The sequence below is a fragment of the Stenotrophomonas sp. NRRL B-14846 genome, from assembly GCF_050473585.1.
Taxonomy (GTDB): domain Bacteria; phylum Pseudomonadota; class Gammaproteobacteria; order Xanthomonadales; family Xanthomonadaceae; genus Stenotrophomonas.
On the sequence record NZ_JBFLUN010000020.1, the window covers coordinates 1 to 8,225 of the forward strand.

Here is an 8,225-nt window from a genome sequence, read left to right on the forward strand (position 1 = left end):
GGGTCATAGCTGGGGGGGAGGCCATACGCCCTGACGCCCGCATGAGCCTGGATCTGCGAGGTAAGTGTTGTGGATGCAGCTGAGATGAAGTCTACGCACTGGCCCAAGCCAGTTACAGGATAGGTTTGCGCCTTCGCGTAGGCGGGATAGAGAAGTGAGAAGATCAAAATCAGGTATTTCCATACCATTTTCTAGCCCCGTTCCTCGGATCACAGCGATCCGACTCAAATCCTGGCGCTAATGATCCTTTCGCTCTATAGGAAAACTCCTAGAGACTCCGTTATCCACTCCCGATCACACCTGAAACGAGAAAGCCTTGGAACTTTCCGGCGCAAGAGGGCAACGGCTACGGACTTGAGACCAGGCGCCACATGCTTGCAGAACGACCGCTCTCGGGTGAGACAACCGATGCGGCCACGCATCACAGTGGGGTACATTCACATCACCATGCTCGTCCTGTTCAGCCAACAGTGAGCGGCGCAAGGATACGTGTCTTCATCAGGAAGGCTCCAGCGACGGCACCGCTGCCAGGCTTGGAGCGCGTGCGCCCCCGCGGCCGAAGGTCATGAGTGGAGAGCCGATCCACGCATGGCGTGGATCTACTTGGTGAGATGCGCTCGCGCTGCAGGAATACACCAGACCGGGGGCAGTAAATCCACGCCATGCGTGGATGAGGCCTTCCCCGGTCAGTCGACCAGGCGCAGGCGCAGTTCCTTCGGCAGCGCGAACACCATCGATTCCGGTTCGCCGTCCAGCTCGCCCACGCCGGTGGCGCCCAGCTCGGCCAGGCGTGCCAGCACGCCATCGACCAGCACCTGCGGTGCCGAGGCGCCGGCGGTGACGCCGATGTGCTGCTTGCCCACCACCCATGCCGGGTCGATCTCGTGCGCGCCGTCGATCAGGTACGACTCAACGCCCTCACGACGGGCCAGCTCGCTCAAGCGGTTGGAGTTGGAGCTGTTCGGCGAGCCGACCACCAGCACCAGGTCGCAGCGCTTGGCCAGGTCGCGCACGGCGTCCTGGCGGTTCTGCGTGGCGTAGCAGATGTCGTCGTTCTTCGGGCCCTGCATCGCCGGGAAACGCTCGCGCAGTGCATCGATGATGCCGCGCGTGTCGTCCACCGACAGCGTGGTCTGGGTGGTGTAGGCGAAGTTTTCCGGCTGGTTGATCACCAGCGTGGCGACCTGCTCCACATCTTCGACCAGGTAGATCTGGCCGGTACCGGCTTCGCGGTTCCACTGGCCCATGGTGCCTTCCACTTCCGGGTGACCGGCATGGCCGATCAGCACCACGTCACGGCCGGCACGGCAGTGGCGGGCGACTTCGAAGTGGACCTTGGTCACCAGCGGACAGGTGGCGTCGAACACCTTCAGGCCACGGCGCTCGGCTTCCTGGCGCACCGCCTGGGACACGCCATGCGCGCTGAAGATCACCGTGTTGTTGTCCGGTACCTCGTCGAGTTCCTCGACGAAGATCGCGCCGCGCTGCTTCAGGTCGTCGACCACGAAGCGGTTGTGCACCACTTCATGGCGGACGTAGATGGGCGCGCCCAGCGTTTCGATCGCGCGCTTGACGATCTCGATCGCACGATCGACACCGGCACAGAAACCACGCGGGTTGGCGAGCAGCACATCCATCAGTTCAATCTCCCGGCAGCGGCCGGCTTACGGTTTCGGGTTGGCATTATCCGCCTTTTTGGCGGAATTGCCGTCGAACAGGCCAAACAGGGCGATGCCGATGGCACCCACCACGATGGCCGAGTCGGCGATGTTGAACGAGGGCCAGGTGTAGCTGCCCACGTACCACTGGATGAAATCGACCACGTGGCCGTGCACCTGGCGGTCGATCACGTTGCCGATGGCACCGCCGATGATCAGCGCATACGGCACCGCGGCCTTCCAGTTGCCGCGGGCGGTGCCGCGCAGCCACCAGGCCATCAGGCCGCTGATGGCGATCGCCAGTGCGGTGAAGAAGTACTTCTGCCAGCCACCGGCGTCGCTCAGGAAACTGAACGCCGCACCGGTGTTGTAGGTGCGGTACCAGTTCCAGAAGCCGTCGATGACCACTACCGGCTGGAACTCCGGCAGGCTCGACAGCACCCAGGCCTTGGACCACTGGTCCAGGCCGATGATGGCGGCCGACAGCAGCAGCCAGACCAGGGCGTTCGGATGCGGACGTGCGGCGCTCATCAGAACCAGCTCCGCAGTTCGCCGGCGCCGGTGACGTTGCTCACGCAGCGGCCGCACAGTTCCGGATGGTCGGCGTTGCTGCCGACATCGGCGCGGTGGTGCCAGCAGCGCACGCACTTGGCCTTGGTGGTCGGCTGGGCGCTGACGAACACCTCGTCGGTGGTCGCCGGGCGCACCTGCACGTCGCCGCTGATGAACAGGAAACGCAGTTCATCGGCCAGCGGCTGCCAGCGCGCGGCCTGCTCTTCGCTGGCGGCGATGGTGATTTCCGCTTCCAGCGCGGCACCGATGGCGCCGTTGGCACGCATCGGCTCGAGCACCTTGGCGACCTGCTCGCGAACGGCCAGCAGCTGGTCGAAGTCAGCGGCGTTGAGCTGGGCATCGGCCGGCAGCGGCGCAAGGCCGTCATACCAGGTGGTGAACAGCACGTGGCCGGCATGCTCGCCCGGCAGGTAGCCCCACAGCTCGTCGGCGGTGAAGGTCAGGATCGGCGCGACCCAGCGGTGTGAACGCTTCGGCGATGTGGTACATCGCGCTCTGTGCCGAACGGCGACCATGCGAATCGGTCGGCATCGTGTACAGGCGATCCTTGGTCACGTCCAGGTACAGCGAGCCCAGGTCCACGCTGCAGAAGTTCAGCAGCAGCTGCACGATCTCGGCCATGTTGTAGCCGTCGTAGGCCGCCTTGATCTTCTCCTGCAGCTCCCACGCGCGATGCACGATCCAGCGGTCCAGCGCGACCATCTGCTCGAGCGGCTGCAGGTGCTGGGCCGGATCGAAACCGTCCAGGTTGCCGAGCAGGAAGCGTGCGGTGTTGCGCAGGCGACGGTAGGCGTCGGCATTGCGCTTGAGGATCTCCTGCGACAGCGACATCTCGTTGCTGTAGTCGGCCGAGGCGATCCACAGGCGCAGGATGTCCGCGCCCAGCTTGTTCATGATGTCCTGCGGCTCGATGCCGTTGCCCAGCGACTTGGACATCTTGCGGCCGTGCTCGTCCACGGTGAAGCCGTGGGTCAGGCACTGCTTGTATGGCGCGCGCTTGTCGATCGCCACGCCGGTCAGCAGCGAGGACTGGAACCAGCCGCGGTGCTGGTCCGAACCTTCCAGGTACAGGTCGGCCGGCTTGCCGAAGCCACGCGCGGCGAGCACGCCTTCATGGGTCACGCCCGAATCGAACCAGACGTCGAGGATGTCGGTGACCTTCTCGTAGTCGGCCGCTTCGGCGCCCAGCAGTTCGGCGGCATCCAGCGAGTACCACACGTCGATGCCCTCGGCTTCGACGCGGTCGGCCACCTGCTGCATCAGCTCCACCGAGCGCGGATGGATCTCGCCGGTCTGGCGGTGGGTGAACAGTGCGATCGGCACGCCCCAGGTGCGCTGGCGCGAGATGGTCCAGTCCGGGCGACCGTCGACCATGCTCTGGATGCGCGCCTTGCCCCAGGTCGGGAACCAGCCGACGGTGTCGATGGCGGCCAGCGCATCGTTGCGCAGGTTGGCCTTGTCCATCGAGATGAACCACTGCGGGGTGGCGCGGAACACCACCGGCGTCTTGTGGCGCCAGCAGTGCGGGTAGCTGTGGCGGATCGGGTGGAAGGCCAGCAGCGAACCGTTGTCGCGCAGCACGCCGACGATGGCGTCCTGCGCCTTCCACAGGTGCTGGCCGGCCAGCACCACGTCACCGGCCGGCGGGGTCGATTCCAGGTACACGCCACGGCCGTCGATCGGAGTCACCTGACCGGCGTTGTACCTGTCCAGCAGGCCGTACTTCTGGCTGACCACGAAGTCTTCCTGGCCGTGGCCGGGGGCGGTGTGCACCGCACCGGTACCGTCCTCGTCGGACACATGGTCGCCGTTGAGCACCAGGATCTCGCGCTCCGGGTAGAACGGATGCGCCAGCAGCTGGTTTTCCAGCGCCGCGCCAGTGGTTTCACCGTGCAGCACCACCTCGTCCACGCCATAGCGCTGCAGCGCGCGCTCGGCCAGGGCCGCGGCCAGCACCAGCCAACGGCGCTTGCCGTTGTGGGCCGGGCCTTCGGCCAGCACGTAGTTGATCTCCGCACCCAGCGACACCGCCAGCGAGGCCGGCAGCGTCCACGGGGTGGTGGTCCAGATCGGCACGGCCACTTCAACGTCGGCCGGCACGCTCACGCCGAACGCCTGGCCGATGGCCTGCGCATCGCGCGCAGCGTAGGCCACATCGATCGCCGGCGATTCCTTTTCCTGGTACTCGATCTCGGCCTCGGCCAGCGCCGAGCCACAGTCGAAGCACCAGTACACCGGCTTGGCGCCACGCACCAGATGGCCGTTGGCCACGACCTTGGCCAGCGCGCGGATCTCGTTGGCTTCGAAGTCGAAGCTCAGGGTCTTGTACGGGTTGTCCCAGTCACCGGTCACGCCCAGGCGCTTGAAGTCCACGCGCTGGATGTTGATCTGCTCTTCGGCGAACTCGCGGCACTTCTGGCGGAACTCGACGGCGTCGAGCTTCACGCCCACCTTGCCCCACTTCTTTTCCACCGCGATCTCGATCGGCAGGCCATGGCAATCCCAGCCCGGCACGTAGGGCGCATCGAAGCCGGCCAGGTAGCGCGACTTGACGATGATGTCCTTCAGGATCTTGTTGACCGCATGGCCCAGGTGGATGCGGCCGTTGGCGTACGGCGGGCCGTCATGCAGCACGAACAGCGGGCGGCCGGCGGCGTTGTCGCGCAGCTGCTGGTAGAGCCCCTGCTCTTCCCACCGCGCCAGAATGCCCGGCTCGCGCTTGGGCAGATCGCCGCGCATCGGGAATTCGGTGGCTGGCAGGTTCAGGGTGGTCTTGTAGTCCTGGCTCACGCAGTGGCTCGCAATCTATGTTCGGAAAGGATGGCGCGCGCCTGTTCGGCGTCGCGGTGCATCTGGTCGGTCAGCGCCGCCAGATCATTGAATTTCTCTTCGTCGCGCAGCTTGGCGACGAACTCCACGTCGATGTGGCGCCCGTACAGGTCGCCCTGGAAATCGAACAGGTGGGCTTCCAGCAGCGGCTCCACGCCCTCCACGGTCGGCCGGGTGCCGAAACTGGACACCGAAGGCCACGGCTGGTCGAACACGCCGTGCACCCAGGTTGCATAGATGCCCGACAGCGCCGGGGTCTTCGGGAAGCGCAGGTTGGCGGTGGGGAAGCCCAGCGTACGGCCGAGCTGGCGCCCGCGCACCACCCGCCCGCTGATCGCGTAGGGACGGCCGAGCAGGTCGCCGGCACGGGTGAAATCACCGTCCTGCAACAGCTGGCGGATACGGGTGCTGGAAATGCGCTCGCCATGCAGGTCGACCGCTTCGATCTCGCCCGCGGTGAAGCCGAGTTCGGCGCCCATCTTCTGCAGCAGGGCCAGATCGCCGCGGCGGCGGTTGCCGAAGCAGAACTCCGGCCCGATCCACACTTCGCGGGCGCCCAGCCGGTGCACCAGCAACTGGCGCACGAAGGTCTCGGCCGGCATCGCCGCCATCGCCGCGTCGAAACGCAGCAGGCCGATCGCATCGACGCCCAGCTCGCGCAGGATCTCGACCTTGCTGCGCGCCAGGGTCAGCCGCGGCGGCGGCGTGCCCTGGGCAAAGAATTCACGCGGCAGCGGCTCGAATGCCACGGCCACTGCGGCCACGCCCAAGGCGCGCGCGCGGGCAACCGCGTGGCGGACCAGCGCACGATGGCCCAGGTGGAGGCCGTCGAATGCACCGATACAGACCACGCTTCCGTTGGGGAACAGCTCCCCGCCCTCGACGCTTCTGAACAGCCTGCTCATCAACTCTCGTTCCGGCCCGACCGGGGCCGCCGCTTCAATGGTGTAACCCTGAAGTATAGCCGCCACGGGCCGCGATCAATGCCCGCGCAGGTCGCGCGGGCGGAAGCCCATCGCCAGCATGGCCACCGCATAGGTCGCGCCACCGCCGCCGACCAGCAGCGCCAGGGCACCGATCCGCTCCCACACGCTCATCGCCGAGAAGCCCGGCAGCCAGTGCAGCAGGGCCAGCAGCACGCCAACCATGGCCGCGCAGGCCAGCAGCAGGCGCACCAGATAGCCGCCCCAGCCCGGCCGGCGCTGGTAGACATCGGTCTTGCCCAGCCAGTACCAGAGCAGGCCCAGGTTCAGGTAACTGGACAGCGCACTGGCGATGCCCAGTGCCAGGTGCAGGCCCGGCTGCTTGCCGATGGCCGCCATCACGCCCTGAGCCTTCAGCTCCTCCGGCACCATCACCTGGTACAGCACCGCCAGCAGGATGAAGTTGAACACCATGTTCGCCACCAGCGCGGCCACACCGGCGCGCACCGGGGTCTTGGTGTCCTGGCGGGCGTAGAACGCCGGCAGTACCACCTTCAGCAGGGCGAACGCCGGCAGGCCGAAGCTCAGGCCGTACACCGACAGCGCGGTCATGCGGGTATCGAAAGCACTGAACTGGCCATGCTGGAAGATGGTCGCGATCAGCGGTTCGGCCAGCAGCAGCAGGCCCAGCATGGCCGGCACCGAGATCAGCAGGGTCATGCGCAGGCCCCAGTCCAGCGAACGCGAGAAGCCCTCGCGGTCGGTGCTGACGTGATGACGCGCCAGCGCCGGCAGGATCACCGTGCCCAGCGCCACGCCGAACACGCCCAGCGGCAGCTCCAGGAAGCGATCGGCCAGCGACAGCCACGACTGCGAGCCGTCGGTCAGCTTGGCCGCGATCACCGTATCCAGCAGCAGGTTGATCTGCGCCACCGACGAACCGAACAGGGTCGGCACCATCAGCGTCATCACCTTGCGCACGCCCGGATGGCTCCAGCCCCAGCGCGGCAGGGTCAGCAGGTTGATGCCCTTCAGCGACGGCAGCTGGAACAGCAGCTGCAGGAGGCCGGCGGCGAGTACCGCCCAGCCCAGCGCCAGGATCTGCTTTTCCGGGGTGCCGCCCAGCCGCGGCGCCAGCCACAGCGCACCAGCGATCATGCACAGGTTGAGGATGACCGGGGTCAGCGCCGGCATCGCGAAGCGCTGGAAGCTGTTCAGCGCGCCGCCGGCCAGTGCGGTCAGCGAGACGAACAGCAGGAACGGGAAGGTCAGGCGGAACAGGTCGACCAGCAGGCCCTGCTTGACCGGATCGGTATCAACACCGCTTGAGAAGACCGAGGCCAGCTGCGGCGCGAAGATCAGCGCCAGCGCGGTGACCAGCATCAGCACCCCACCCAGGGTGCCGGCGGTGCGGGCCATCAGTTCGCGCAGTTCGGCGTGGCTGCGGGTTTCCTTCACTTCCGTGAACACCGGCACGAAAGCGGTGGCAAAAGACCCTTCGGCGAACAACCGGCGCAGGAAATTGGGTACCCTGAAGGCGACCCAGAAAGCATCAGTGATGGCGTTGGTGCCGAACGTGGTGGTCACCACGAAGTCCCGGACAAGTCCGAGAACGCGCGAGACCATGGTCATGCTGCTGAACGACAGCAGGCCCCGCAACAACTTGGGTGAACTCACTCAGCGTCCCTCTTGACAATCGACTTGACGTGCATTTCTTACGCCATCATACTAGCTAGCTTGCTGTTCCCATAACACCGATTTTTTCAGGAAACCACCACCGTGGCCAATATCAAGTCCGCCAAGAAGCGCGCCAAGCAGACCGTCGTGCGCAACGCGCGCAACGTGGCTCAGCGCTCGATGCTGCGCACCGCTGTCAAGAAAGTGATCAAGGCGCTGGACGCCAACGATGCCGCCGGCGCCGAAGCCGCCTTCGCCGTTGCCCAGCCGATCCTGGATCGCTTCAGCGCGCGTGGCCTGATCCACAAGAACAAGGCTGCTCGCCACAAGAGCCGCCTGAACGACCGCATCAAGGCCCTCAAGGCGCCTGATCCGGCGTTGCCGCCCTGCCCTTCGGGGTTGGGCTGCAGACAAAAGCCCGGCCCCGGCCGGGTTTTTTGTTGCCTGCGATCCTGGCGATCCACAGGGACCGCGCGATGCGGTAGTGCCGGCCGCTGGCCGGCAACTCCAGCGAACTGCCGGCCAGCGGCCGCACTACCGGGCAATGAAAAACCCGGCCAAGGCC

Annotated in this window: 4 protein-coding genes and 2 pseudogenes; 1 reads left to right on the forward strand and 5 read right to left on the reverse strand. The window is 66.2% G+C overall.

Features of this window, described 5'->3' with window-relative positions; genetic code table 11:
• Positions 1-686 precede the first annotated feature (686 nt).
• The 5 genes and pseudogenes from ispH to murJ form a co-directional block, all read right to left on the reverse strand.
• A complete protein-coding gene (gene ispH, locus AB1281_RS01965; protein WP_430344939.1) occupies positions 687-1,637 on the reverse strand; it encodes a 4-hydroxy-3-methylbut-2-enyl diphosphate reductase in 951 nt (316 codons plus the stop codon).
• Positions 1,638-1,664: 27 nt separating this feature from the next.
• Positions 1,665-2,189: a signal peptidase II gene (gene lspA, locus AB1281_RS01970; RefSeq protein ID WP_430344940.1), complete on the reverse strand. Its 525-nt coding sequence runs from the start codon at positions 2,187-2,189 to the stop codon at positions 1,665-1,667.
• A pseudogene (ileS, locus tag AB1281_RS01975) lies at positions 2,189-5,021 on the reverse strand (isoleucine--tRNA ligase). The gene lspA and the pseudogene ileS overlap by 1 nt, the downstream one beginning before the upstream one ends.
• Positions 5,018-5,965 carry a bifunctional riboflavin kinase/FAD synthetase gene (locus AB1281_RS01980; RefSeq protein ID WP_430344941.1) on the reverse strand — a complete coding sequence of 316 codons (948 nt, stop codon included), beginning with the start codon at positions 5,963-5,965 and terminating at the stop codon, positions 5,018-5,020. The pseudogene ileS and the gene AB1281_RS01980 overlap by 4 nt, the downstream one beginning before the upstream one ends.
• Before the next feature lie 75 nt (positions 5,966-6,040).
• A complete protein-coding gene (murJ, locus tag AB1281_RS01985; RefSeq protein ID WP_430344942.1) occupies positions 6,041-7,645 on the reverse strand; it encodes a murein biosynthesis integral membrane protein MurJ in 1,605 nt (534 codons plus the stop codon).
• Between the two features lie 117 nt (positions 7,646-7,762).
• On the opposite strand from murJ, the pseudogene rpsT reads away from it, so the two are divergent.
• A pseudogene (rpsT, locus tag AB1281_RS01990) lies at positions 7,763-8,026 on the forward strand (30S ribosomal protein S20); the annotation flags it as partial.
• Positions 8,027-8,225 lie beyond the last annotated feature (199 nt).